We start from the raw sequence: 22,685 nt of genomic DNA on the forward strand, positions 1-22,685 counted from the left end.
GGCGCCGGACCAGCCCGAGCGAAAGAGATGAGCCATGAGAACTCGCAGAGCCGCACTTCTCGGCGCTCTTGCCACTGTGTCGATGATCGCCGTGAGCGCCTGCGGTGCCACCGCGGAGAAGGAGGATTCGGGGAACGGCGGTTCGAAGGCCACCACCGGTCTGCGCCTGATGGTGCCCAACACCCCGGGCAGCGGGTACGACGTGACCGCCCGGACCGTCGCCCAGGTGATGCAGGACTCCGAGGTGGCGTCCGGGGTCCAGGTGTACAACCTGCCCGGGGCGGGCGGCACCGTGGGGCTCCAGCGCCTGGTGAACGAGAAGGGCAACGGCAAGCTGGCCATGCAGATGGGCCTGGGTGTCGTCGGTGCCGCCTACACCTCCAAGTCGAAGGCGACGCTCACCGACACCACCCCGCTCGCCAAGCTGATCGAGGAGGCCGGCGCGATCGTCGTGTCCAAGGACTCCCCGTACAAGACGATCGACGACCTCGTGACGGCCTGGAAGAAGAACCCCGAGAAGGTCGCCGTGGGCGGCGGTTCGTCACCGGGCGGTCCCGACCATCTGCTGCCGATGCAGCTGGCGAAGGCGGTCGGCATCGAGCCGAAGGACGTCAACTACGTCTCGTACGACGGCGGCGGCGAGCTGCTGCCCGCGATCCTCGGCAACAAGATCGCCTTCGGTGCCAGCGGGTTCGGCGAGTTCCTCGACCAGATCGAGGCCGGGCAGGTGCGGGTCCTGGCGGTCACCAGCGAGGAGCCGATCCCGGCGGTCAAGGACGCGCCCACCCTCAAGGGCTCCGGGATCGACTTGGTCTTCACCAACTGGCGCGGCTTCGTCGCCCCTCCGGGGATCACCGACGCGCAGAAGGCGTCCTGGATCGACGCGCTGACCACGATGCACGAGTCGAAGGAGTGGAAGGCCGAGCTGACCAAGCGCGGCTGGACCGACGCCTTCGTCACCGGTGACGACTTCGGCACCTATCTGAAGGACCAGGACAGGTCCGTCGCCGATCTGCTGGCAGAGCTCGGGCTGGCATGAGCTCCCAGACGACGGACGAACGGACCGTGGAGGACGCCCGTCCGCCCCGGGGCGGAGACCGCGCGCAGTACGGCGTGTGCGCGTTCCTCGCCCTGCTGGGCACCGCGGTGATCGTGGACGGGCTGGGGATCCCGCACATCACCAGCAGCACCGACCCGGTCGGGCCGCGCGCGGTGCCGGTGATCCTGGGCGTGCTGCTCCTGGTGGCGGCCGCGGTGTACGCGGTCGACGTGGCCCGCGGCGGTCGCGGTGAGCCGGAGGCCGGCGAGGACGTCGACCTGTCCCAGGGCAGCGACTGGCGCACGGTGCTGCTGCTGATCGCCGCGTTCGTGGTGAACGCGGTGCTGATCGAGCGGCTCGGCTGGGTGATCAGCGGCGCGCTGCTGTTCTGGGGGACGGCCTTCGCCCTCGGCAACCGGCACTACGTACGCAGTCTGCTGATCGCGGTGACGCTGTCCCTCACCACGTTCTACGCCTTCGCGATCGGGCTCGGTGTGAACCTCCCGGCCGGTGTGCTGCAAGGGATCCTGTAGATGGACAACCTCGACAACCTCATGCAGGGCTTCGCGGACGTCGTGGCCCCCATGAACCTGCTGCTGGCGCTCATAGGTGTCGTCATCGGGACCGCGGTGGGCGTGCTGCCGGGCATCGGCCCGGCGATGACGGTGGCCCTGCTGCTGCCGGTGACCTACGGCATGGAGCCGGTGCAGGCGTTCATCATGTTCGCCGGCATCTTCTACGGCGGGATGTACGGCGGGTCGACCACCTCGATCCTGCTGAACACCCCCGGGGAGTCGTCCTCGGTGGTGACCGCCATCGAGGGCAACAAGATGGCCAAGGCGGGCCGGGCCGCGCAGGCGCTCGCGACCGCCGCGATCGGTTCCTTCGTGGCGGGCACCATCGGCACCCTGCTGCTGGTCCTGGTCACCCCGTTCGTGGTCGACTTCGCGGTCAGTCTGGGCGCGCCGGACTACTTCGCCCTGATGCTGCTGTCGTTCATCGCGGTCACCTCCGTGCTGGGCGCCTCCCGCATCCGGGGACTGATCTCGCTGCTGCTGGGTCTGACGATCGGCCTGGTCGGCATCGACGCGGTCTCCGGACAGCAGCGGCTCACCCTGGGCGTACCGCAGCTCGCGGACGGCATCGACGTGGTGGTCGTCGCGGTCGGCATCTTCGCCGTGGGCGAGGCGATGTGGGTGGCCGCGCATCTGCGGCGCAAGCCCGCCGAGATCATCCCGGTCGGCACCCCCTGGATGGGGAAGAAGGACTTCAAGCGGTCCTGGAAGCCCTGGCTGCGGGGCACCGCGCTCGGCTTCCCGTTCGGCGCGCTGCCGGCCGGCGGCGCGGAGATCCCGACCTTCCTGTCGTACGCGACGGAGAAGCGGCTGACCCGGCACCCCGAGGAGTTCGGCAAGGGCGCCATCGAGGGGGTGGCCGGTCCGGAGGCCGCGAACAACGCCTCCGCCGCCGGCACCCTGGTCCCGATGCTGGCGATCGGCCTGCCGACGAACGCCACCGCCGCCGTCATGCTCGCCGCCTTCCAGTCCTACGGCATCCAGCCCGGGCCCTTGCTGTTCGAGCGCGAGGCGAGCCTGGTGTGGGTGCTGATCGCCAGCCTCTTCGTCGGCAATCTGCTGCTGCTCCTGCTCAATCTGCCGCTGGCGCCCGCCTGGGCGAAGCTGCTGCGGACACCGCGCCCCTATCTGTACGCCGGGATCCTCTTCTTCGCGTCGATGGGCGCCTACGCCGTCAACGCCCAACCCCTGGACCTGTTCCTGCTGTTGCTCCTCGGACTCCTCGGCTTCGGGATGCGGCGGTTCGGACTGCCGGTGCTGCCGCTCATCGTCGGCGTCATCCTCGGCCCGCGGGCCGAGCTCCAGGGGCGGCGCTCGCTTCAGCTGTCCGGCGGCGAGCTGTCGGGGCTGGTGGGCGGGCCGGTCTCGTACGCCGTCTACACGACGATCGTCCTGGTGCTCGGCTGGCCGCTGGTCCGGCGGTTCGTCGTACGTCCCCTGCGTGAGCGAAGTGCCTGAGAGGAAGAGCAGAGATGACCGTACTGGTCGGATACGTACCCTCACCGGAGGGTGAGGCCGCGCTACGGGCCGGGGTCGACGAGGCCCGGCTGCGGGGCGAGAAGCTGCTGGTGGTGAACACCTCGCGCGGGGACGCCTATGTGGACCCCCGGTTCGCGCAGGAGCCGGATCTGGCCCATGTCCGGGAGGATCTCGCCGCGCTGGGCGTCGAGTTCGACCTCCGCCAGGTGCTCGGCGGAGGCGATGCCGCCGAGGAGATCATCGAGCTGGCGGAGCAGGCGGACGTCTCCCTGGTCGTGATCGGGCTGCGGCGGCGCAGCGCGGTCGGCAAGCTGATCACGGGCTCTGCCGCACAGCAGATCCTGCTGGGGACGGGCTGTCCGGTCCTCGCCGTGAAGGCGGCGGTCTAGCCGTCTCGCGGGCGTCGGTGTGAACAGGGCCCGCCCCAATGCGGATGGTGGGCGGACCCTGTTCGTCCCAGACATTGTGGTGGGCGGACGGCGCCCCGGACACGGGTGAACCATGGCGGGCCGAAGTGGATCGCGCACACCCCGAGTGCGCGCTTCGCGCCGGGACGGTGGCGGGATACCGACCCCGCCCGAACCCCGCGGGCCGGCGGTGACGATACTGGTAGGCGCACGGACTCCCGCCCCACAGATGGACTCATGCAGACCTCCCCCGCCGCCCTTCCCCCCACCGTGTGGCCCGCCCGCGGCCGCCACGTCGGATCCGCCGCAGCGGACGTGCTCCGCGTCAACCTCCAGCAGCTCAAGGACGGCGCGGTCGTCGACGACTTCCTGGAGCTCAAGGAGGAACGGGTCTTCGAGGCCCGCTGGCGGGTCGACGGCGAAGTGACCGTACGGGCCCGGCTCACCCTCGGCTCCGACGAGGAATGGGTCCTGGTCGCGGAGGCGGAACGGCCGTGGAACCCCGCGTGGGCCTCCCCCATCGGCATGTTCTGGCCGCTGGACCCGGACGCGGGCTGGGACCACGACACCGTCGCCGGACTGCGCTTCCGGGAGGTCAACCGGCTGCCCGAGGACGACAAGGAACTGCGGCGCCTGCTGCGGGACTGTGTGCGCGACTCCTGGGCCGTGCACCTCGTCGTCCACGAGGCCATGACCCCCGACGAGCGTGGCCGCCGTCCGCTGACCGAGCAGTTGCCGCCGAGTCTGCGCCACCGCGTGGTGGAGCACCGGGCCGCGCCGCATCAGCTGCGGGCCGTCAACTGGGCGCTGAAGGAGTTCGACGTCCAGGTCCCGCGCGGCGGAGCCGTCCTCCTGCCCCCGCTGCCGCTCGACGACGACACCGACGCCGACGACTTCTCCGTTCGCAGTGTCTTCCTGGACGGCACCCGGCCCACGGCACTCATCGACGCCGTGACCCGCTTCGCCGGGCTCCCGAGGCCGCTGCCGGAGGGCGCCCAGGACGCGCTCACCGTGCTGCGCGAGCAGTGGCGGCTGACGACCGCCGAGGAGGAGCTGGTCCGCCAGCGCGAGCTCGTCGCCATGTACGCCGAGGCACTCGACGCGATGACGAAGTCCCGGGACCTGTACCGGGAGGCCGCCGAGCGCGCCAACGAGGCACTGGCCGCCTACCGCGAGGCGGGCACCGAGACACCGGGCCCGCCCGCCGAACAGCCGGGGTCACCGCTTCAGCAGCTGACCCGGACCCTGGAGCGCTTCAAGCCCCGCCGCCCCTCACGGGACGAGGACGGCGTCGGCTAGCCTCCGCGGGCGCAGCCGTCATGACGGCGACCTGGTCACCGTCGACCGCGGCGCCCGCCGCACGCTCAGTCCACCAGCAAGCGGTCCGCCGCGCTGCGCCCCGGCGTGTGCGAGGCCAGCCGGACGACCAGGGCGGTCAGCGCCGCGAGTGCCGCGCAGACGGCGGTGAGGCCGGCGATCCAGGCCGGTGCGAGCGTGAGGTCGAGGGCCCCGGACAGCCGGCCCGAGTCGAACCGGCTCGCGTACAGCTGCGCCGCGGCCAGGGCCGCCGGCACCAGGACCGCGGCGGCCAGTACCGGCACCGCCGGACGCACGGCGACCAGCAGGCCGAGCAGCAGGCACAGGCCGGTCAGGCCGAGGACGAGGCCGTAGCGGCGCAGGGACACCCCGTCCTGGTGCACCGGGAAGTGGGCGGCGGCGCACAGGAGGAGGGCCAGGGCGGTGAGGTTGCCGGGCCAGCCGGGAGGTCCGGCGGGCCGGTGCCGCACGAGGCCGGTGAGGTCCGCCGGGTTCCGGTCCTGGCCGGCGTCCTCCGCCGGCGCGGCCGGTTCCGTGGACTGCGGCGACGGGGTTCCCTTGCGCTCCTCGGCCAGTCGACCGATCAGCTCCACGAGTTCCTCGACGGGCCGGCCGGTGGCGGCCGCCCTGACCGCCTCCTGCCCGCAGTGCGGTTCGAGCGGTGCCTGTTGCAGTAGGGCCATCAGCCGGGTCACGTCCTCGACCGGACGGGTCTCGGCGGCCGCTCGGATCGCTTCGTCCGCGCTCGCCTCGTCCCGCGGCGGCCGGGTGAGCAGGACGACCAGCCGGGTGACGTCGTCCACGGACCGCTTCACGCCGACCGCGCGGAGCGCGTCGACCGTGGCCCGTGCGTACAGGGGCGACTGTTCGAGCAGCGTGATGAGCTGGGCCACCTCCTCCAGCGGCCGGTCGGCCACGGCGGCACGCACCAGGCCGTCCACCGGATCGCCGTAGGCCGAACCGCTCCCGCCGACGACGACGGGCGCCGGGCTCAGAGGGCCGGCGTTCTCCGTCGCGGGTATGGCGGGCTCGTTCGACTGCGGGGTTGACGAGGGACTGGTCATGCGCGGCTCTCCAAGCGAGGGGATGCGGCCGCCGCTGCGCCCCCGACGCGCGGCAGGCGACCTTACGATGACCATTACCGGGCGTCCGCACCGGCGGCGCCACTCGGGTGAGCCACGGGTATGACCCCCGCCTCGACACCCCGCCCCTTCACTCCCACTGGTGTTCGAGTGCACCGGTTTGGCCCTGTCGGGCAATACCGGCGCCCCGAGCGGGAATCCGATTATTCGTACGCATCTCGCGGACGCCCGGAACTGGGAGGGCCGTTGGACACCACCACCCGATGGATCGTCGTCGCCGCACTCCTCGCGGCGGCCGTCCTGGCCGTTGCCGTCACGGTGTTCCTACGACTGCTCCGAACCCGGCGCGGCCTGCGGAGCGCCGGCCTGCCGACCGGTCCGCGCTGGGTCTTCTGGGGTGCGCTCGCGTACTTCTTCCTGCCGGCCGACCTGGTGCCCGACCCCGTGTATCTCGACGACATCGGCGTCCTGCTGCTCGCGTTGCGCACCATGCGCAGGCACTCGGGCAGTGAACCTGCCTGAGTTCACCCACGTCTCCCCCATTGTCCGGACCACGAGCCGCCTATGACTACGCAGCGTAAGGAAACCAATCACCCGTTCGATTCGTATAAGTCTCAGGAAGCCGACGGGAGTCGGCGGCCCGGGCGACGGCGCAAGGTGACCATCGCTGGATCGGCGCAGGACCCACGAGGGAGAGACGATGCAACCGTTCGCGCTCAACTACGCACGTCCGGCAGCGCAGTCGGAGGTCACCGCTCCGTATGCCTACGACACCGGACTGCAGTTGAACGTGCTCTCGGACGGGCGGATCGCCGCCCACGACCACGCGTTGCTGAGAGAGTTCGGGACCACGACCTCCACCGCGGGGTCGAAGACGCACTTCGACGACTGAACACGGGCAGGCACTGATGACCGTGTTGATCCTGACCTGTGAGGAGGACGTCACCGCCGACATGGTGGTCGTCCACCTCAACACGACAGGGGTTCCGGTGGTCCGGCTCGACCCCGCCGACCTGACCGAGGGGGTCGCGCTGTCCGGCGAGTACGTGCACGGCGCCTTCCGCGGCCATCTGTCGGCGGGGGGTCGGCTGGTGAGCATCAACGGGCTGCGGTCCGTCTGGGTGCGCCGGCCGGGCACCGCGGCCACCCGGGCGGCCGTGCCGTCCGGCTGGCTGACCGAGGAGTCGTCACAGGCGCTGTACGGGATGCTGCGCAGCTCGGGGGCGCGCTGGATGAACCACCCGGACGCCTCCCGCCGCGCCCGCCACAAGCCCTGGCAGCTGCGGCACGCCCAGCGCAGCGGGCTGCCCGTGCCGGCCACGCTGATCACGACCTTTCCGCAGGCCGCCCGCGAGTTCTCCGCGCGCTATCCGGACCTGGTGGTCAAACCGGTCTCCGGGGCGCATCCGCAGGACCCGCCGAGGGCGGTGCCGACCAGCCGGGTCGCGCCGGACACGGACTTCGCCGCCGTCGCGTTCGGTCCCACGCTGCTCCAGCGGCGGGTCGCCAAGCGGGCGGACATACGGCTCACGGTGGTGGGCGAGCGGATGCTGGCCGCGCGCAAGGCGGCCGCGGAGGACGACGAGGTGGACGTGCGTTTCGCCACCCCCGCCTCGCCGTGGCGCCCCACCGACGTGCCGCCACGGGTCGCCGAGGGGGTGCGCGCCTACGTTCGCGACGCCGAACTGGCTTATGGCGCCTTCGACTTCGCCGAGGACGCCGACGGGACGTGGTGGTTCCTGGAGTGCAATCAGTCGGGGCAGTTCGGCTTCGTCGAGGTGGAGACGGGGCAGCCGATCGCCCACTCGATCGCCGAGTGGCTGGCCCGGCCCGTGCCGAACGGTGCGCGGCGCGTCAACGGCAGGGACACCGTGGTTCCCTGAGCCTCACAGCTGCCCGGGGCCGGGCAGGGCCGCCCGCTGCCACTGCGGGGTGGGCGGCGCTGAGGGCAGTTCTCCGTAGTGGGAGCGGCTGGTCGACTGGAGAGGCTGCATGACGAACTCCAGTTCCCTGCTGACTCGCTCGGCCTCCCTGCGAACCTGAGTGGGTACGTCGCCGCGCTCCGCGATGAGTCGGTCATAGATGGGGGAATCCTGGAACACCCGTCAACGTGCCTTTCGTGTCATGGCCCATATGTATGGGCGCAGCTGCCGAGTCTAGGCGCCCCTGCACCCTGCGGGGTGAATTCCACCGTTCGGCTTGACTCAGGCCCCCGTCGTGGAACCGGGGCGGACGATCATCAGAACGGTGACCGTGGCCCACAGCAGGTTGAAGATCCCGGTGAACATGGCGAGTTGGACGGTGTGGGCGCGCTCGACGGTCTGCCGGGCGCCCAGCTCCTCGATGAGCTCCTCCTGACGGGGCAGCACGAAGGCGACCAGGATGCCGGCGGCCACGGCGGTCAGGGTGATGGAGGTGATCAGCCAGGCGTCGCCCAGGACGCCCATCGCGGCGGCGGTGGCGAGCCCGAACACGGGCACGGCCACGCCGAAGCGGGCGTAGACGCGGCAGATGCGGTGCAGCAGGGCGACGGTGTCCGCCGCCGTCCCGGAGGGGTCCGCGCGGCGCACGGCGGGCGGGAACATGCTGGCCGCGACGGTCACGGGGCCGATGGCGACGATGGCGGCCAGCACGTGGAGGGACAGCAGGAACTTCGTCATGGGGTGGCGTCCAGGGAGGTTCGGGGGTGTTCGGCCGCCCACGCTAGGGATCTGCGTACCGGGTCGCACAGAGGCTGAAACGACAGCTTCCGACGGATTCCCGCCAACCGCTCCCACCTGCTGTCCTTCCTCTGGATCGGTGTGGTGACGCTGGCGGGAATCCGCCTATCGTGGCGTTCATGCACACCGTGGCCGTCCTGGCCCTCGACCAGGTGGTGCCGTTCGACATGGCGGCGCCCATGCAGGTCTTCGACTGGACGCGGCTGCCCGACGGCCGCTCCCCCTACCGGATCCGGCTGTGCGCCGCGTCGCCGGAGGTGCGGGCCGACGGCGGCTTCTCGCTGCGTGTCGAGCGCGGCCTGGAGGCGCTGGCGGACGCGGACACCGTCGTCGTGCCGGGCTGCTCCCCGGCGGCCGGACCGACTCCCGAACCCGTTCTGGAGGCGCTGCGCCAGGCGGCCGCGGCGGGCACCCGGATCGCCTCGGTGTGCGTGGGTGCCTTCGTGCTGGCCGAGGCCGGGTTGCTGGACGGGCTGCGCGCCACCACACACTGGGTGGCCGCGGAGGAGCTGGCGCGCCGCTTTCCGGACGTACAGGTCGAGCCGGACGTCCTCTATGTCGACAACGGGCAGATCCTCACCTCGGCCGGTGCCGCCGCGGGCCTCGACATGTGTCTGCACATGATCCGCCGCGACTTCGGCTCGGCGGTCGCCGCGCACTCCGCCCGGATGTCCGTCATGCCTCTGGAACGGGAGGGCGGACAGGCCCAGTTCATCGTCCACGACCATCCGCCCGTGCCGCGCGGCTCGACGCTCGAACCGCTCCTGGAGTGGATCGAGGACAATCTGGCCCGGGAGATCACCCTGGGCGCGCTGGCGTCCCGGTCGGGGATGAGCGAGCGGACCTTCAGCCGCCGGTTCCGCGAGCAGACGGGCACCACACCGCTGCAGTGGCTGCTGCGGGCGCGGGTGCGGCGCGCCCAGTACCTGCTGGAGAACAGCGACCACCCGATCGAACGCATCGCGCAGCAGGCGGGGTTCGGTTCACCGACCGCGTTCCGCGAGCGGTTCCGCCGGGTGGTCGGCACCAGTCCGCAGGCCTATCGCTCGGCCTTCCACGGGAAGCCGGGTTCCCCGGCAGCGCGCGGCTGAGCCCGCGGACCTGGTGCCGACGTGGTCTCACACGGCCAACAGGCCGCCGCGTCCCGCCGGTTCCCGCCCCGCGGACGCCGTCCGGCCCACGCCCAGGAGCAGGGCGTCCGCCTTCGCGACCGCGTCACGGATGCCGGTGGTGCCCATCATCACGCACAGTGTGTAGCTGACGTCCTCCAACTCCCTCGTCGTCGCCGGGTTGCCCCGCTCCGCGTCGGCGATCCGCAGCGATGCGTACCGCGTCAGCAGCTCTCTGACGACCTTCGGATCCGGAACGAGCACGGAGAGCCCCTCTCTCGATTTTCCGCTGCGTATGCCCGGGCAGAGGGAGGCCAATCTCATCTCCCGCGCTCCGGCTCGCGATTGACGGAATCCTGTCGCCGGGTACCCGACTGACGCTCGAATCCCACCGGTGCGAAACCCACAGGAGTGACGTTACGGCGGGTACGGCGTCGACCCGCTTCTCCCCGGGGCCGCGGGCAGTTGAGCAGGGGGCAGCCCTCCAGCACGGACGCACGAACGGTGTACGCCCATGAACTGCCCCCAGCGCCTGCTCTGCGCGCTCTACGTCAGCACGAGCTCCGGACTCGCCCTGACCACGGTCCACGAGTTCCGGCACGGCCCCTGGTGGGCCGCGGGGCTCTTCGCCGCCGCGAGCCTCGTCCCCCTCGCCGCCGTCGTCCGCGAGGCGGAGCCGCGTGAGCCCACGACCGAACGGCGACTGCGGAGCGTCGGCTCCGACGCCGACGAGGACGTCGTGCGCATCGAGCTCGACGCCGCGTGCTGCGAACGCTGGTGGACGAGTTGCGGCACCGAGCACGACGCGACCTGCCCGCACCGCGTCCCGCGGAGCAGCGCCGCCTGACGGGTGCGGTGCCGTCAGGCGACCTGCCCGCTGTGCAGCGCCGTGTACGCCCCTCCCCGGCGCAGGAGTTCGTCGTGTGTGCCGATCTCCTGGACGCGGCCTTCGCCCATCACCACGATCCGGTCGGCGCCCCGCACGGTGGACAGCCGGTGCGCGACCACGAACGTGGTCCGTCCGCGCAACAGCCTGGCGAGCGCCTGCTGCACCAGGGCCTCGGAGCGGGTGTCGAGGGCGGAGGTCGCCTCGTCGAGCACCAGCACCCTGGGGTTCCTGATCAGGGCGCGGGCGATGGCGAGCCGCTGGCGCTGCCCACCGGACAGCCGGGCGCCGCGCTCACCGACGAGGGTGTCCACCCCCTGCGGCAGCCGCTCCACGAACTCCAGCGCGTTGGCGTCCCGCAGCGCCTCGCGCACCGTCTCCTCGTCGGTCTCGTCCTCCATGCCGTAGGCGACGTTCTCGCGGATCGTGCCGTCGAAGAGGATCGACTCCTGCGGCACGACAGAGACGAACCGCCGGTAGGTGCGCAGGTCGAGGGTGTTCATGTCGGTGCCGTCGAGCAGCAGCCGGCCCGAGGTCGGGCGGATGAAGCCGATGACGAGGTTGAGCACGGTGGACTTGCCCGCCCCGGACGCGCCGACGAGGGCGATGGTCTCCCCAGGCCGCACGGAAAGGGTGAAGTCGTGCACGGCGGGCCGCTCGCCCTCCCCGTAGACGTGGCCGACCTGTTCGAAGGCCACGGCCCCGCGCACCTCGGACACCTGCGACTTGCCCTCGTTGTCCTCCAGTTCGGGCGCCTGGAGGACCTCGCCCACCGAGCGGACGGACTCCAGGCCCTTGGTGATGACGGGGGCGAGACCTGCCAACGTTGTCGTGGAGTTGGTGAGCGTGGTCAGGAAGGCGCTGAGCATCACGACGTCGCCCGCGGTGACGCCCCAGACGTCGTAGTACGACACCAGCGCCGCACCGGTGAGGACCAGCACCCCGACGACGTTGAGCACCACCCAGGCCAGCGAGCCGAAGCGGCCGTTGACCAGGTCGAGGCGCATGCCGGAGGTGAGCAGCCGGTGCAGGGTGCCGTCCATGCGGCGCAGCGCCTTGCCCTCCAGGCCGTGGGCGCGGGTGACCGGGATGAGACGGGTCATCTCGGTCACCCGGGACGACAGGGTCTCGACCTCGTGCCGGAAGTGCTCGTTGTGGGTGCGCAGCCGGGCCCGGAGGCGGGCCACGACGAGGGCGGCGGCGGGCACCACGACGAGGAAGACCGGCAGGAACTCCGGTGTGCGGATGCCGATGATGACGAGGCCGCCGATGAGCACGGTGCCCGCGCCGAGTCCGGTCTCGGCGGTCTGCTGGACCATCTGCTCGACGGTCTCCACGTCCCGCACCACCTTGGCCTGGAGCACACCGGCGCTGACGCGGGAGTGGTAGCCGATGGACAGCTGCTGCATACGGATGCAGAGCGCGGAGCGCAGGGAGGTGCCCATGCGGCGCACGCTGCCGTACAGGAGACGGACGTAGAGGATGTGCAGGGGGTAGTTGACCAACAGGATCAGCATGATGATCCCGGCGCTGAGCCAGAGTTCGGTGATCGGCCGGTGCTGGACGACGGTGTCGATGATGGTCGCGGTGATCAGGGGCAGCAGCCAGATGGGACTGTGCTTGACCGTGAAGACGCCGACCGCCACGGCCAGGCGCTTGCGGTCGGCACGGAACAGGTAGGCAAGGGTGCGGACGGGATGCTCGCCCCGGTAGCGGTGGTCGAGCGGTCTCTCCAACGGCGAGGCCATTGGTGACGGTTCCTTCCGAGGGTGCGGATCACGGGGCTTCCAGAAAGCGCTTCTCGCTGTCAGCAAGACCTTCTGGAAGCCCCAGAGGGTGCCGGATTACACCGCGTCCAGCACGGCGATCTCGTCCTCCGTGAGAACCAGGTCGGCCGCGGCGACCGAGTCGAGGATCGTCTCCGGGCGGCTCGCGCCCGGGATCGGCACGACCACCGGCGACTTGGCCAGCATCCAGGCCAGGCACACCCGCTGCGGGCTCACCCCGTGCTCCTCGGCGATCCGGGCGAACGGCGCGTAGGCCGAGCCCAGTTCACCGGCCCGGGAGATACCGCCGAGGGGGCTCCAGGGCAGGAACGCGATGCCGAGCTCGTCGCACAGGCGCAGCTCGGGCTCGCTGGAGCGGAAGGCCGGGGAGAACTGGTTCTGCACGGAGACGAGGCGTCCGCCGAGGATGTCCTGGGCCTGCCGGATCTGCTCCGGGTTCGCGTTGGAGATGCCCGCCAGGCGGATCTTGCCCTCGTCCAGCAGGTCCCGGACGGCGCCGACCGAGTCCGCGTACGGCACGCGCGGGTCGGGGCGGTGGAACTGGTACAGCCCGATGGCCTCCACGCCGAGCCGGCGCAGGGACGCCTCGCAGGCCTCCTTGAGGTACGTGGGGCTGCCGTCCAGGGTCCAACTCCCGTCACCGGGACGCAGATGACCTCCCTTGGTGGCCACCAGGACATCGGCGCCCCGGTCGTGGGAGGCGAGGGCCTTGGCGATCAGGGACTCGTTGTGACCGACCTCGTCGGCGTCGCGGTGGTAGGCGTCCGCCGTGTCGATGAGCGTCACGCCCGCGTCGAGGGCGGCGTGCAGCGTGGCGAGCGAACGGGTCTCGTCCGGCCGACCCTCGATCGACATGGGCATCCCGCCCAGACCGATCGCACTGACCTCGACCTCACCGATGCGTCGCGTGTGCATGGGCTCGTGACCTCTTCCGGGCTGTCGCGCGGGACGATGGGCGCCGGCATGCGGTTGCACCGCACCGGTCGCACACCAGCCTGAACCCGCCCCGGCCCGCAGGTCCAATAGAAGAACGAGAACGTATTCAGCAGCGCGAGGACTGAATCACCGGGGGCCTTGAACTTCCGCGGCGCCCGGTGCGGGCCCGTCGATGCCGGGGCGAGTCGCCGCACGGCCTGGTCCAGGGGGTCGCTCACGGCCGCCCCATTCCGAGTCCGCGCTCCCGTCGGATCGCGACCACGGCACCGCTCGGAACCGGGCTGTCTCCGACGTATCCGGACGCTCCGGCGGCAGGCCTGGACATGTCTTCGATCTTTCCCCGCATTCCGCTTGCGCGGCCCTCAGGCCCGTGTGGCACTCTCGGGCTGGACCTTCGGGGTGTGGAAAGGCGGCGGCATGCGCATCGGACTGCTCGGCACGGGCCCATGGGCCGAGGGGGCGCACGCGCCCGCTCTGAGCCGGCACGGCGAGCTGGACTTCGTCGGGGTGTGGGGCCGTCGTCCGGAGGCCGCCAAGGAGTTGGCGAGCCGGTTCGGTACGCGGGCCTACGACGACGTCGACGCCCTCTTCGCCGATGTGGACGCCGTCGCGGTGGCACTGCCGCCCGCCGTCCAGGCCGACCTGGCCGTGCGGGCGGCGCGGGCCGGCTGCCATCTGCTGCTGGACAAGCCGCTCGCGCCGACGGTCGACGAAGGCCGGGCCGTGGTGACGGCGGCCCGGGAGGCGGGGGTCGCCTCGGTCGTCTTCTTCACGACCCGTTTCCAGAGCGTGACGGAGGAGTGGATCACCGAACAGGCCGGTGTCGAGGGCTGGTTCACCGCGCGGGCCGAGTGGCTCGGCGCGGTGTTCACCACGGACAGTCCGTTCGGGGCCTCGCCGTGGCGGCGGGAGAAGGGCGCGCTGTGGGACGTGGGACCGCACGCGCTGTCGGTGCTGCTGCCGGTCCTGGGCGACGTGCGGAGGGTGGCCGCCGCCGCGCACGGTCCCGGGGACACCGTGCACCTGGTCCTCGACCACGCCGGTGGCGCGTCCAGCACCCTGACGCTGAGCCTGACGGCTCCGCCCGCGGCGGCGGGTGCGGCCGTCGAACTGCGCGGCGAGGCAGGGGTGGCGGTCCTTCCGCGCAGTCCGGACGGTGCCGTGCCCGCGCTCGAACGTGCCGCGGACGCGCTGCTCGCCGCGGCCCGCAGCGGCCGTCCGCATCCGTGCGACGCCGCGTTCGGGCTGCGGGTCACGGAGATCCTGGCGACGGCGGAGGCGATGCTGGGCGGCTGACGCCGCTCACCACTCGCCCTCGACCGCCTCCGTCAGCCGGGAGACGGCGGCCGGGTCCGGCAGGCTCGCCAGTGTGTCGACGACCTTCCTGCTCGCGAACTCGCGTTGCGCGGGGGTCGCTTCCGGATCGATCGCGCCCTCGGCCTGCACCTTGACGAAGTTCAGATCCGTCGCGAACAGCATCGAGAACGAGTCCAGGCTCCTGACCGTCGCCCGGCCGCCGGCGTCCACATACGCCCGCACGAGCCGACGGGCGGATCCGGCGGTGAAGTCGTCGCGGCCCGCCCAGACGTACAGGGCATGGGCGAGTTCGCGTTCCGCCGCGATGGGTCCGGCGTTCTCCCAGTCCAGCAGGGTCGGGCCGGCCGGGCCGACCAGCACGTTCTGCGGCTGCATGTCGAGATGCGACACCACCAGGTCGCCGGGGCCGGACGGGGAGACGTACCGCGCCAGTTCGGGCGCCCTGGTGTCGATGAACCGGCCGAGCTCGTCGGCCCACGGCATGCCCGCCCGGCGGACCTCCTTGTGGAGCACCGCCCAGTCGCTGTCCTGAGGGCACGCCTCGTACCAGACGTGGGGTGTCCCGGTGGCGCCCTCGCCCGCCCGATGGAGGAGGGCCAGGGTCCGGCCGCACCAGCCAAGGACGGCCGGGTCGGTGGGGTCCGCCTGGGTTCCGGCGACCCAGTCGTAGAGCTTCACCGCGGATCCGTCGAGCTGTGAGACGTGGACGCCGTCGCGGTTGGGCAGCAGCCGGGGTGCGGAGATCCCCAGTTCCTCCGCGGCGGCGAGCAGCTCGATCTCCTGCCGGCTCTGCTCCTCGCTGCCGCCGAAGAGGAGTTCCTTCACCGCCCACGAGGTGCCGTTCCCGGTCAGCCTCCAGATCTGCCCCAGGGCGCCGCGGGTGACGGGCGTCATCGTCCAGGGCCCGGCACCGAGTCCGTAGGTGTCTGCGATTAAGTCCGCGGCGCTCCGCATACAGGTCCTCTCCATGCTTCTCGGTCACCCAAGATCGCAGGGAGGGTACCTATTCGTCGAAGGGTTTGTCGCTCCACGGAACCAGGCCCGACAGCCGGCGGAAGTCGGCTTCGTCGATCAGGATCTCCCCGACCGGGACGACACCGCTGTGCAGCTGCCGGACCTGCCGTCGAACCCCGCTGCGCCTCCGTCACCCGGTGCCGGCTCTCGTGGACAGCCGGGCGGCAGGCTGAAGTCGATGTCGACCTGCCAGGGCGCCGAGCGCAGGAGTTCCGCGGCCGCCTCGGTCTCCCCGTCGGCCATGTCGAGCCGGTCGACGCAGAGCGGCTCGGTGTCGTCGGGGCCGCCCCACCAGGCGGCCCGGGCCACGACCCTGCCGTCGCGCAGCGCCACACGCTGCCAGTCGGGGCGGTGCCGGGTCAGCGGGTGCGCGGCGCGCACCCCGAGCGGGTCGGGCAGGGAGTCGAACAGATGGGCGGTGCTGTCGTCGAGCTGGCGGATGACCGGTGCGGTCATGGATTCCTCCGGAATGCAGCTGTGTGAAGCGCCCCCGGGAAGGTCACAGACGCACGCCGGGGTCGACGGAGAGGGAGCGCGGGATGTCGGTGTACTGCACGGCACTCGCCTCCTTCCGTCGGTCGCGGGGCGTGACGCGCTGACGCCAGAAGCTCGTCCGGGCCGGCGTCCAGTCGTTTTCCCGGAGTGCGGGGCGCACCGGGTCGGAGGACCGTAGAGGCGTGGGAAAGGCGCAGGTCGCACGGGACCACCGGGACCGGCGCGGCTGGTTGCACGGCGCACCGCCGCCCGGCTGGGTACGCGTGCTGCCGCCCGCCCTGCTCGCCGGGGTGTGCGCGGTGACCCTGGCCAGCCCCGGCCCCCTCGACATCGGCTTCCTGCTGGGCGCCATCCCTCCGCTGGCCGTGCTGTCCTACGGCCCCGCGGGGACCGCGCTGCTCGGCGGCCTCGTCGTGAGCGTGCTGGTCGTCCCGGCGTTCCGGCTCAACGATCCCGGCACCACCGATCTGCTGACCGTCTCCTTCGTCGCCGCGCTGAGCGTGCTGGTGTCCTTCGTACGGAGCCGGCGGGACGCCCAGCTGTTCACCGAACGGGCGGTCGCCGAGGCGGCCCAGCGGGCGGTGGTGCCCCCGCTGCCGGCGCGGGTGGGGCCGGTGGGGTGTGCGGGGCTGTACCGGGCGGCGCAGTGGGGCACGCTCGTCGGCGGTGACTTCTTCGACGTACGGCAAGGCCCGCACGGGGTGCGTGCGGTGATGGGCGATGTACAGGGGCACGGGCTGTCGGCCGTCGCGACCGTCGCCTCGCTGCTGGGCGCGTTCCGGGAGGCGGTGCTGGACGAGCCGGACCCGGAGTCGGTGGCGGCGCGGCTGGACCGCAGGCTGGTGGTGGACTCCGCGGACGTGCCGCACGCCGAGCTGTTCGCCACGGCCGTGGTGCTGGAGTTCTCCGCCGACGCGCGGGCCGTGCGGATCGTGGTGTGCGGGCATCCGGCGCCGCTGCTGCTGCGCGACGGACGGGTGGTGGAGCTGGCGGTGACGGCGGGAGTGCCGCTGGGGCTGGGGCTGGCCGGGGCGGGCCCGGCGGTGGGGGTCACGGTGCCGTTGCGCGCGGGCGACCGGCTCTTTCTCGCGTCCGACGGGGTCTCCGAGGCCCGGGGCGGCGACGGTGCCTTCTATCCGCTGCTCGACCGGCTGACCGGCTTCGTCGACGACGAGCCTGCGGTCATGGTGCGGCATGTGTGGCGCGACCTGACGGGGCACTGCCCGACCGTCCTGGACGATGTGACGATGCTCGTCCTCAGCCCTGTCTGACCTGTTCGTGCTCCCCTTCGGCGTCGATGTGCGGCAGGATCCGGTCCAGCCACCTCGGTGTCCACCAGGCGTGCCGGCCCAGCAGCGTCATGACCGCCGGAACCATGAGCAGACGCACGACGGTCGCATCGATCAGCACGCTCACCGCGAGCCCCAGACCGAGCATCTTGACCACGATGTTGTCGCTGACGATGAACGCCGCGAAGACGCTCACCATGATCAGTGCCGCGCAGGTGATCACCCGTGCGGTGATCTCCAGCGCATGGGCGACCGACGCCTTGGCGTCCCCGGTGCGCAGCCAGGCCTCGTGCACCCGGGAGAGCAGGAAGATCTCGTAGTCCATGCTCAGCCCGAAGATGATCGCGAACATCATCATCGGGACATAGCTCTCGATGGGCACCTTGCCGGAGACCCCGAGCGCGGGCCCGCCCCAGCCCCATTGGAAGACGGCGACGACGACACCGTAGGAAGCGGCGATCGACAGGACGTTGAGGACGGCCGCCTTGAGCGCGACGAGCAGACCGCGGAAGACCGCGAGGATGATCAGGAAGGCCAGCGCGACCACGACGCCGATGATCAGGGGCAGCCTGCTGGAGACGATGTCGCGGAAGTCGACCTGAGCCGCCGTCGTGCCGGTGACATAGCCCTGGGCGTCGGTGCCGGAGACCGCGGCGGGCAGGGTGTCGTCGATCAGGCGGTTGGTCAGGTCCGTGGTGGCGGCGCTCTGCGGGGACGTCTTCGAGTAGACGGTGCCGATCAGGACGTCGCCGTCCTTGGTGGGCGTCAGCGGGGTGACGGCGGCCGCCCCGGAGACGCCGTCGAGGGTCTTCTGGGCCTGCGAACCGAGGGCGGAGCGCCCGGAGTCCGGTACGGAGGTCTGGTCGATGACGACGGTGAGCGGGCCGTTGGAGCCGGGGCCGAACGCGTCGGTCATCAGGTCGTAGGCGCGCCGGTCGGTGAAGGAGGTGGGGTCGGCGCCGTCGCCGATGTGGCCGAGCTGGATGGAGAAGACCGGGATGGCGAGGACGACGACGGTCGCCACCCCCGCGGCCAGGTAGCGCAACGGGTGGTGTTCCACGCGCAGCGCGTAGCGGTGCCAGGTGCCGTGCGGCTCTGCGCCCTCCTCGGCGTCGGTCTCGGCGACGGGGCGGCGCACCCGGTAGCGGTCCATGCGGGTGCCGATCAGCCCCAGCATGGCCGGGACGAGGGTGAGCGCGCCGAGCACGGCGGAGACGACCGTCACGGCCGCGGCGAGCCCGAGTTTGCCGATGAACGGCACGCCGGAGGCGAAGAGACCCGCGAGGGCGACGATGACCGTGCAGCCGGAGACGAGCACGGCGCGGCCGCTGGTCGCGGTGGCCCGGCCCGCGGCGGTGACCGGGTCGACGCCGTTCATGAGGTGCTGGCGGTGACGGGTGATCAGGAACAGCGCGTAGTCGATGCCGACGCCGAGTCCGATCATCGTGGCCAGGGTCGGCGAGACGGTCGCGAAGGTGAACGCGGCGGCGAGCAGCCCGAGGCAGGCGAGCCCGCCGACCACGCTGATCAACGCGGTCACCAGGGGCAGCCCCGCGGCGATCACACTGCCGAAGCCGACGAGCAGCACGACGATCGCCACCGCGAAACCGATCAACTCGCTCACCCGGTCGTCGGCGGCGGGCCGCGCCAGCTCGCCGAGCGGTCCGCCGTACTCGACGTCGGCGCCGGCCGACCGCAGCGGCTGCACCGACGTGTCCACGCCGTGCAGGTAGTCGTCGCCCAGGGTGGAGGGCTGCACGTCGAAGCGGACCGTGATGTACGCCGTCTTCGCGTCGGAGGACAGCGGTCCGACCGTCGAGGCTGTGGCGGTCAGCGGGTTCTGGACGGCCAGGACGTGCGGGAGTTTCTGGAGGTCGCCGACCGTCGTGGACATCTGGGAGTCCAGCGAGGTGAGCGCCTTGTCGCCGTCGTGCACGACGATCTGGCTGCTGTAGCCGCCCGCGGCCGGGTCGTGCTTCTTCAGGACGTCCAGGCCCTGTTGGGACTGCACGTCGGGCAGGGAGAAGTTGTCCTCGTACTCCCCGCCGAAGGACCGGTTCAGCGCCTGGAGCGCGACCAGGGCGACCAGCCAGGCCACGATGACGATCACGAAGTGCCGGGCGCACCACTGGCCCAGCCGTCGCAGTGCCCCGACGGCGGCGGTCCCCTCGTCCCCTGCGGTACCTCGGGTGGGTGACATGTCCTGGACCTTCGTTCGCTACCCCCATTACACGCCCGCCCGATCATGTCGGCATCCCGGGCGAGGCCGCTTCCGGATGCACGCTTCGCTCCCCGGGTGAATGGTGATATCGGACCCGATGACGACCCGAGGAGCAGAGATCATGCCGACGTCACAGCCCGACGCGTCCGGTCCGCCCGAGGACCGCACCACCCCGGACGCCCTGCTCCACACCCGCACCGGCACCGAGGTGTCGCCCGAGGACCTGGTCCTCGCGGCGGGCAGGGACCTGACCCCGGGCAATCTGGAGTGGGCCCGGCGCAAGCTGGAGGCCGAGGGACCGGCGGCCCTGGAGAAGCTGCTGCCCTAGCGACCGTCCGGCGGACGGGCCCCGGCTCCACCACCGGCCGGGCCCGTCAGTCCGGCGCGTCCTCGTCCAGGCACAGCACCGGAAGCCGCTGCACGAGGTTGTTGGCGAACCCGCCCCGGTTCCAGGGCTGGTCCAGCGGCTGGGTGTGCCCCTCGGCGTCGGTGGCCCGCGCGCTCAGCAGGTGCTCGCCGGGCGTCGCCGTCCAGGTGAGGTGCCAGCGGCGCCACGCCCAGCGGTGCCCGCCGTCCGGCTCCAGCGCGGTCTCGTGCCAGGTGCGTCCGGCGTCCGCGCTCAGCTCGACCCAGGTGATCGGCGCCCGCCCCGACCAGGCGCGCCCCTCCAGCGGGACCCGTCCCGGCCGGACCACCCGGGTCCGTGACATGAAGTCCGGGAAGCCCGGCGGCACCAGCAGGGCGCGCGGCGCGATCCGGGTGACGGGTTCGCCGGGGTCCTCGGGGTGCTGCCGCAGCCGGTAGGCGACGGCCTGCTGGAACCCGGTGAACGGCTCGTCGACGACGCTCACGTCGCGCAGCCACTTCACGTGGGCCATGCCGTACCAGCCGGGCACCACCAGCCGCAGCGGACGGCCGTGCTGAGGCGGCAGGGGGGCGCCGTTCATCGCGTGCGCCACCAGCACCTCGGGCTCGCCGCCCGTGGAGGTGTCGACGGACAGGGCGCGCTGGTAGTCCTGTTCGACCCCGCGCTCCACTCCGTGGTCGGCGCCGGTGAAGACCACGTCGACGGCGCCGGGCTCGACGCCGGCCTCCGCCAGCAGCAGTCTCAGCGGAACGCCGGTCCACTCGGCGGTGCCGACCGCCTCGACGAGCCAGGGCTGGCTCACCGGCCGGGGGGTGAGCAGGGCTCGCCCGTTGCCGGCGCACTCCAGCGTCACTCGGGTGGTGACCTGGGGGAACGCCCGCAGGTCGGCCAGGTCCAGGCGCAGCGGGCGGCGGACCAGGCCGCCGACGGTGAGCTGCCACGCGGTGTCGTCGGGGACGTAGGGGATGTCGTAGTGCGTCAGCACGTAGTGCAGGCCCGGCGGGGTGAGGTCGTGGCGCAGGGCCTCCAGCGGAATGCCGTGGTTGCGGGTGGCGAGGGCGAGTTCGTCCGGGCCGATGCCCTCGTCGGGGCCGGCCAGCCGGGCGGGTGCGCTCGCGTCACCGAGTCGATTGCCCATGACACCAGTGTCGCGCCGTCGGCCAACCCTTGCACGGTGCCTGCCGGTTCACCCTTACGCAGCGGGCCCTCGAACTGCCAGACTGCGGAAGGTGCCCGACTTCGACATGCTCGTCATCGGATCCGGTCCGGGTGGCCAGAAGGCCGCCATCGCCGCGGCCAAGCTGGGCCGCCGCGTGGCCGTCATCGACCGCCCCGACATGGTCGGCGGGGTCTCCATCCACACCGGCACCATTCCCTCCAAGACCCTGCGCGAGGCGGTGCTCTACCTCACCGGTCTCACCCAGCGCGACCTGTACGGCCAGAGCTACCGGCTCAAGGAGGACATCACCGTCGCCGACCTGACCGCCCGGACCCAGCATGTGGTGGGCCGGGAGGTCGACGTCATCCGCAGTCAGCTCTCCCGCAACCACGTCGCCCTGTACGCCGGGACCGGCCGCTTCGTCGACGCCCACACCATCGCCCTGCGCGAGGTGACCGGTCATGAACGGCTGCTCAGCGCCGAGCACATCGTCATCGCCACGGGTACGCGTCCCGCGCGGCCGGACAGTGTCGAGTTCGACGGCCGGACGATCCTGGACTCGGACAACGTCCTCGCCCTGGAGCATGTGCCGCGGTCCATGGTCATCGTCGGCGCGGGTGTCATCGGCATGGAGTACGCGTCCATGTTCGCCGCGCTCGGCAGCAAGATCACCGTGGTCGAGAAGCGTGCGGGGATGCTCGACATGTGTGACGTCGAGGTGATCGAGTCGCTCAAGTACCACCTGCGGGACCTCGCCGTGACGTTCCGTTTCGGGGAGACGGTGGCCGCGGTCGAGCGGCATCCGCGGGGCACGCTCACCATCCTGGAGAGCGGCAAGAAGATCCCGGCCGACGCGGTGATGTACTCGGCGGGCCGGCAGGGGCTCACCGACGACCTCGATCTCGACAAGGCGGGGCTGGCGGCGGACCGTAGGGGCCGGATCACGGTCGACGAGCACTACCGCACCGAGGTTCCGCACATCTATGCCGTCGGCGACGTCATCGGCTTCCCCGCCCTGGCCGCGACCTCGATGGAACAGGGCCGCGCGGCGGCCTACCACGCCTGCGGGGAGACGGTCGGGCGGATGCACCACCTCCAGCCGATCGGCATCTACACCATCCCCGAGATCAGCTTCGTGGGCCGGACGGAAGATCAACTCACCGAGGACAGCGTCCCGTTCGAGGTCGGCATCTCCCGCTACCGCGAACTGGCCCGCGGGCAGATCATCGGCGACTCGCACGGCATGCTGAAACTGCTGGTCTCTCCCGAGGACCGCACGCTGCTCGGCGTGCACTGCTTCGGCACCGGCGCCACCGAACTGATCCACATCGGCCAGTCCGTGATGGGCTGCGGCGGCACGGTCGACTATCTCGTCGACGCGGTGTTCAACTACCCGACGCTCGCGGAGTCCTACAAGGTCGCCGCCCTGGACGCCACGAACAAACTCCGCCAGATCGACCGCATCGGGGACTGATCGGGCCCGGCG

The 22,685-nt window shown here is 71.6% G+C and carries 24 protein-coding genes; 14 read left to right on the plus strand and 10 right to left on the minus strand.

What is annotated here, in order from left to right; translation table 11 throughout:
• Positions 1-34: 34 nt before the first annotated feature.
• The 5 genes from ACFY0U_RS36020 to ACFY0U_RS36040 all read left to right on the plus strand — a co-directional run bounded on the left by ACFY0U_RS36020 (position 35) and on the right by ACFY0U_RS36040 (position 4,799).
• Complete coding sequence (locus ACFY0U_RS36020; protein WP_388643019.1) at positions 35-1,039, plus strand: Bug family tripartite tricarboxylate transporter substrate binding protein; 1,005 nt, start codon at positions 35-37, stop codon at positions 1,037-1,039.
• Entirely contained in the window at positions 1,036-1,572 is a 537-nt protein-coding gene (locus ACFY0U_RS36025) for a tripartite tricarboxylate transporter TctB family protein (RefSeq protein ID WP_388643021.1), read from the plus strand. Before ACFY0U_RS36020 ends, ACFY0U_RS36025 begins: the two co-directional genes overlap by 4 nt.
• The gene (locus tag ACFY0U_RS36030) at positions 1,573-3,072 is read left to right on the plus strand and encodes a tripartite tricarboxylate transporter permease (RefSeq protein ID WP_388643024.1); all 1,500 of its coding nucleotides are present in this window, start codon (positions 1,573-1,575) and stop codon (positions 3,070-3,072) included.
• Between the two features lie 14 nt (positions 3,073-3,086).
• Positions 3,087-3,482: a universal stress protein gene (locus ACFY0U_RS36035; RefSeq protein WP_388643027.1), complete on the plus strand. Its 396-nt coding sequence runs from the start codon at positions 3,087-3,089 to the stop codon at positions 3,480-3,482.
• Positions 3,483-3,737: 255 nt separating this feature from the next.
• Positions 3,738-4,799, plus strand: coding sequence for a hypothetical protein (locus ACFY0U_RS36040; protein ID WP_388643030.1), 1,062 nt, complete (start codon positions 3,738-3,740; stop codon positions 4,797-4,799).
• Between the two features lie 65 nt (positions 4,800-4,864).
• On the opposite strand, the gene ACFY0U_RS36045 is transcribed toward ACFY0U_RS36040, so the two are convergent.
• A complete protein-coding gene (locus ACFY0U_RS36045; RefSeq protein ID WP_388643033.1) occupies positions 4,865-5,881 on the minus strand; it encodes a hypothetical protein in 1,017 nt (338 codons plus the stop codon).
• A gap of 264 nt (positions 5,882-6,145) precedes the next feature.
• Between ACFY0U_RS36045 and ACFY0U_RS36050 the strand changes: the two genes are divergently transcribed.
• The 3 genes from ACFY0U_RS36050 to tgmB all read left to right on the plus strand — a co-directional run bounded on the left by ACFY0U_RS36050 (position 6,146) and on the right by tgmB (position 7,782).
• Positions 6,146-6,421: a YkvA family protein gene (locus tag ACFY0U_RS36050; RefSeq protein WP_388643035.1), complete on the plus strand. Its 276-nt coding sequence runs from the start codon at positions 6,146-6,148 to the stop codon at positions 6,419-6,421.
• Positions 6,422-6,599: 178 nt separating this feature from the next.
• A complete protein-coding gene (tgmA, locus tag ACFY0U_RS36055; RefSeq protein ID WP_388643038.1) occupies positions 6,600-6,791 on the plus strand; it encodes a putative ATP-grasp-modified RiPP in 192 nt (63 codons plus the stop codon).
• Positions 6,792-6,807: 16 nt separating this feature from the next.
• Complete coding sequence (gene tgmB / locus ACFY0U_RS36060) at positions 6,808-7,782, plus strand: ATP-grasp ribosomal peptide maturase (protein WP_388643040.1); 975 nt, start codon at positions 6,808-6,810, stop codon at positions 7,780-7,782.
• A 3-nt stretch (positions 7,783-7,785) separates the two neighbouring features.
• Here tgmB and ACFY0U_RS36065 read toward each other — a convergent pair whose 3' ends face one another.
• Positions 7,786-8,001, minus strand: coding sequence for a hypothetical protein (locus ACFY0U_RS36065; RefSeq protein ID WP_388643042.1), 216 nt, complete (start codon positions 7,999-8,001; stop codon positions 7,786-7,788).
• A 102-nt stretch (positions 8,002-8,103) separates the two neighbouring features.
• Entirely contained in the window at positions 8,104-8,559 is a 456-nt protein-coding gene (locus ACFY0U_RS36070) for a DUF2269 family protein (RefSeq protein ID WP_388643044.1), read from the minus strand.
• Between the two features lie 170 nt (positions 8,560-8,729).
• Between ACFY0U_RS36070 and ACFY0U_RS36075 the strand changes: the two genes are divergently transcribed.
• Positions 8,730-9,710, plus strand: a complete 981-nt coding sequence (locus ACFY0U_RS36075; protein WP_388643046.1) for a GlxA family transcriptional regulator — start codon at positions 8,730-8,732, stop codon at positions 9,708-9,710.
• Between the two features lie 27 nt (positions 9,711-9,737).
• Here ACFY0U_RS36075 and ACFY0U_RS36080 read toward each other — a convergent pair whose 3' ends face one another.
• Positions 9,738-9,992 carry a DUF5133 domain-containing protein gene (locus ACFY0U_RS36080; protein WP_388643049.1) on the minus strand — a complete coding sequence of 85 codons (255 nt, stop codon included), beginning with the start codon at positions 9,990-9,992 and terminating at the stop codon, positions 9,738-9,740.
• A gap of 250 nt (positions 9,993-10,242) precedes the next feature.
• Between ACFY0U_RS36080 and ACFY0U_RS36085 the strand changes: the two genes are divergently transcribed.
• Positions 10,243-10,575 (plus strand): hypothetical protein, encoded by a 333-nt coding sequence (locus ACFY0U_RS36085; protein ID WP_388643051.1) that lies wholly within the window; start codon positions 10,243-10,245, stop codon positions 10,573-10,575.
• Between the two features lie 14 nt (positions 10,576-10,589).
• On the opposite strand, the gene ACFY0U_RS36090 is transcribed toward ACFY0U_RS36085, so the two are convergent.
• Both ACFY0U_RS36090 and ACFY0U_RS36095 read right to left on the minus strand, forming a co-directional pair.
• Positions 10,590-12,362, minus strand: a complete 1,773-nt coding sequence (locus ACFY0U_RS36090; protein ID WP_388643053.1) for an ABC transporter ATP-binding protein — start codon at positions 12,360-12,362, stop codon at positions 10,590-10,592.
• 96 nt (positions 12,363-12,458) lie between these two features.
• Complete coding sequence (locus ACFY0U_RS36095; protein ID WP_388643056.1) at positions 12,459-13,316, minus strand: aldo/keto reductase; 858 nt, start codon at positions 13,314-13,316, stop codon at positions 12,459-12,461.
• 438 nt (positions 13,317-13,754) lie between these two features.
• Here ACFY0U_RS36095 and ACFY0U_RS36100 point away from each other — a divergent pair, with 438 nt between their 5' ends.
• Positions 13,755-14,633: a Gfo/Idh/MocA family protein gene (locus tag ACFY0U_RS36100; protein WP_388643057.1), complete on the plus strand. Its 879-nt coding sequence runs from the start codon at positions 13,755-13,757 to the stop codon at positions 14,631-14,633.
• Positions 14,634-14,639: 6 nt separating this feature from the next.
• Here ACFY0U_RS36100 and ACFY0U_RS36105 read toward each other — a convergent pair whose 3' ends face one another.
• A complete protein-coding gene (locus tag ACFY0U_RS36105; protein ID WP_388643059.1) occupies positions 14,640-15,608 on the minus strand; it encodes a phosphotransferase enzyme family protein in 969 nt (322 codons plus the stop codon).
• A gap of 117 nt (positions 15,609-15,725) precedes the next feature.
• Positions 15,726-16,124 (minus strand): hypothetical protein, encoded by a 399-nt coding sequence (locus tag ACFY0U_RS36110; RefSeq protein WP_388643061.1) that lies wholly within the window; start codon positions 16,122-16,124, stop codon positions 15,726-15,728.
• A 221-nt stretch (positions 16,125-16,345) separates the two neighbouring features.
• Here ACFY0U_RS36110 and ACFY0U_RS36115 point away from each other — a divergent pair, with 221 nt between their 5' ends.
• Entirely contained in the window at positions 16,346-17,434 is a 1,089-nt protein-coding gene (locus ACFY0U_RS36115) for a PP2C family protein-serine/threonine phosphatase (protein ID WP_388643063.1), read from the plus strand.
• Here ACFY0U_RS36115 and ACFY0U_RS36120 read toward each other — a convergent pair.
• Positions 17,421-19,652 carry an MMPL family transporter gene (locus ACFY0U_RS36120; RefSeq protein WP_388643065.1) on the minus strand — a complete coding sequence of 744 codons (2,232 nt, stop codon included), beginning with the start codon at positions 19,650-19,652 and terminating at the stop codon, positions 17,421-17,423. The two genes, ACFY0U_RS36115 and ACFY0U_RS36120, sit on opposite strands and share 14 nt — an antisense overlap.
• A 142-nt stretch (positions 19,653-19,794) precedes the next feature.
• Between ACFY0U_RS36120 and ACFY0U_RS36125 the strand changes: the two genes are divergently transcribed.
• Positions 19,795-20,001, plus strand: a complete 207-nt coding sequence (locus ACFY0U_RS36125) for a hypothetical protein (protein WP_388643068.1) — start codon at positions 19,795-19,797, stop codon at positions 19,999-20,001.
• Positions 20,002-20,047: 46 nt separating this feature from the next.
• Here the strand turns inward: ACFY0U_RS36125 and ACFY0U_RS36130 are convergent, their stop codons facing one another.
• Positions 20,048-21,178 carry a sulfite oxidase gene (locus ACFY0U_RS36130; protein ID WP_388643071.1) on the minus strand — a complete coding sequence of 377 codons (1,131 nt, stop codon included), beginning with the start codon at positions 21,176-21,178 and terminating at the stop codon, positions 20,048-20,050.
• 91 nt (positions 21,179-21,269) lie between these two features.
• On the opposite strand from ACFY0U_RS36130, the gene sthA reads away from it, so the two are divergent.
• The gene (gene sthA, locus ACFY0U_RS36135) at positions 21,270-22,673 is read left to right on the plus strand and encodes a Si-specific NAD(P)(+) transhydrogenase (protein ID WP_388643072.1); all 1,404 of its coding nucleotides are present in this window, start codon (positions 21,270-21,272) and stop codon (positions 22,671-22,673) included.
• Positions 22,674-22,685 lie beyond the last annotated feature (12 nt).

Origin of the sequence: Streptomyces sp. NPDC001536 (genome assembly GCF_042894505.1) — a bacterium.
GTDB lineage: Bacteria > Actinomycetota > Actinomycetes > Streptomycetales > Streptomycetaceae > Streptomyces.

Coding starts and splice junctions, on each gene's coding strand:
- ACFY0U_RS36130 (WP_388643071.1), bottom strand. CDS start 21,178: ATGGGCAATCGACTCGGTGACGCGAGCGCACCCGCCCGGCTGGCCGGC.
- tgmB (WP_388643040.1), top strand. CDS start 6,808: ATGACCGTGTTGATCCTGACCTGTGAGGAGGACGTCACCGCCGACATG.
- ACFY0U_RS36070 (WP_388643044.1), bottom strand. CDS start 8,559: ATGACGAAGTTCCTGCTGTCCCTCCACGTGCTGGCCGCCATCGTCGCC.
- ACFY0U_RS36120 (WP_388643065.1), bottom strand. CDS start 19,652: ATGTCACCCACCCGAGGTACCGCAGGGGACGAGGGGACCGCCGCCGTC.
- ACFY0U_RS36045 (WP_388643033.1), bottom strand. CDS start 5,881: ATGACCAGTCCCTCGTCAACCCCGCAGTCGAACGAGCCCGCCATACCC.
- ACFY0U_RS36100 (WP_388643057.1), top strand. CDS start 13,755: ATGCGCATCGGACTGCTCGGCACGGGCCCATGGGCCGAGGGGGCGCAC.
- ACFY0U_RS36025 (WP_388643021.1), top strand. CDS start 1,036: ATGAGCTCCCAGACGACGGACGAACGGACCGTGGAGGACGCCCGTCCG.
- ACFY0U_RS36105 (WP_388643059.1), bottom strand. CDS start 15,608: ATGCGGAGCGCCGCGGACTTAATCGCAGACACCTACGGACTCGGTGCC.
- ACFY0U_RS36085 (WP_388643051.1), top strand. CDS start 10,243: ATGAACTGCCCCCAGCGCCTGCTCTGCGCGCTCTACGTCAGCACGAGC.
- ACFY0U_RS36040 (WP_388643030.1), top strand. CDS start 3,738: ATGCAGACCTCCCCCGCCGCCCTTCCCCCCACCGTGTGGCCCGCCCGC.
- ACFY0U_RS36125 (WP_388643068.1), top strand. CDS start 19,795: ATGCCGACGTCACAGCCCGACGCGTCCGGTCCGCCCGAGGACCGCACC.
- ACFY0U_RS36035 (WP_388643027.1), top strand. CDS start 3,087: ATGACCGTACTGGTCGGATACGTACCCTCACCGGAGGGTGAGGCCGCG.
- ACFY0U_RS36095 (WP_388643056.1), bottom strand. CDS start 13,316: ATGCACACGCGACGCATCGGTGAGGTCGAGGTCAGTGCGATCGGTCTG.
- ACFY0U_RS36030 (WP_388643024.1), top strand. CDS start 1,573: ATGGACAACCTCGACAACCTCATGCAGGGCTTCGCGGACGTCGTGGCC.
- ACFY0U_RS36110 (WP_388643061.1), bottom strand. CDS start 16,124: ATGACCGCACCGGTCATCCGCCAGCTCGACGACAGCACCGCCCATCTG.
- ACFY0U_RS36020 (WP_388643019.1), top strand. CDS start 35: ATGAGAACTCGCAGAGCCGCACTTCTCGGCGCTCTTGCCACTGTGTCG.
- ACFY0U_RS36090 (WP_388643053.1), bottom strand. CDS start 12,362: ATGGCCTCGCCGTTGGAGAGACCGCTCGACCACCGCTACCGGGGCGAG.
- tgmA (WP_388643038.1), top strand. CDS start 6,600: ATGCAACCGTTCGCGCTCAACTACGCACGTCCGGCAGCGCAGTCGGAG.